The sequence below is a fragment of the Allolucifera butyrica genome, from assembly GCF_900476375.1.
GTDB classification, from domain to species: Bacteria; Bacillota; Negativicutes; order Sporomusales; family UPPP01; genus Lucifera; species Lucifera butyrica.
The window spans coordinates 1-1,110 of the sequence record NZ_UPPP01000125.1 but is presented as its reverse complement, the minus strand read 5'-3'; the positions used below and the strand labels follow the sequence as shown (position 1 = coordinate 1,110).

The following is a 1,110-nucleotide window of genomic DNA, read 5'->3' as shown; positions in this document are numbered from 1 at the left end:
TACAATGGGCTTAAACAGAGGGAAGCGAAGCCGCGAGGTGAAGCAAACCCCACAAAGGAGCTCTCAGTTCGGATCGCAGGCTGCAACTCGCCTGCGTGAAGTCGGAATCGCTAGTAATCGCAGATCAGCATGCTGCGGTGAATACGTTCCCGGGCCTTGTACACACCGCCCGTCACACCACGAGAGTCTGCAACACCCGAAGCCGGTGAGGTAACCGAAAGGAGCCAGCCGTCGAAGGTGGGGCCGATGATTGGGGTGAAGTCGTAACAAGGTAGCCGTATCGGAAGGTGCGGCTGGATCACCTCCTTTCTAAGGAGACAGGAGGAATCGCAGGATTCCTCAAATCCTAGGTCGGACACATTTGGCAAATACTTACATTGTTTGGTTTTGAGGGAATACCAAAACATACCTGTTGAAAATAGTAAATGGGCATGCTAAAATTGATATTCCTGGTGCTGATACAATTTAGTTCAGCACCGATACTATGTGGGGGTATAGCTCAGCTGGGAGAGCGCTTGAATGGCATTCAAGAGGTCAGCGGTTCGATCCCGCTTATCTCCACCATGTTCTTTGAAAACTGCACAGAAGAAAGAAGAAGATACCCTCTCGATAAGAGAGAGTAAACTTAACGAGCAAAGAGAAGGCGCAGGGCTCAGGGCGCAAAGCGCAGGGAGGAGACTTCCGGTGCCCCAAGACCTATGAGTCCAAACCAGAGGTTGGCTAGAAGATGTCAGCTGCTAGGCGGCAGGAGCATGCGAACGGAGTCGTACTGGTAAGTACGTCGAAGAGAGCACGCGCAGTGCCAACAACGCAGATGGCGGCTTATAGACAACCGGGTATAGCGCACAAAGAAGTCAAGTTACCAAGGGCATACGGTGGATGCCTAGGCGCCAAGAGCCGAAGAAGGACGGGGTAAGCTCCGAAAAGCCAGGGGGAGCCGCAAGCAGGCAATAATCCCTGGATCTCCGAATGGGGGAACCCGGCGGTGGTAATGCACCGTCACCTATTGCAAAATAGGAGGGCACCCGGGGAACTGAAACATCTAAGTACCCGGAGGAAAAGAAATCAAACGAGATTCCCGAAGTAGCGGCGAGCGAACAGGGAAGAAGC

At 52.9% G+C, this 1,110-nt stretch carries 1 tRNA gene and 2 rRNA genes; all 3 read left to right on the top strand.

Annotated features, from left to right (window positions below):
- Positions 1 to 309 (top strand): 16S ribosomal RNA (locus LUCIF_RS23530); the annotation flags it as partial.
- Between the two features lie 179 nt (positions 310 to 488).
- Positions 489 to 564 (top strand) — tRNA-Ala (locus LUCIF_RS23525).
- A gap of 288 nt (positions 565 to 852) precedes the next feature.
- A 23S ribosomal RNA gene (locus LUCIF_RS23520) occupies positions 853 to 1,110 on the top strand; the annotation flags it as partial.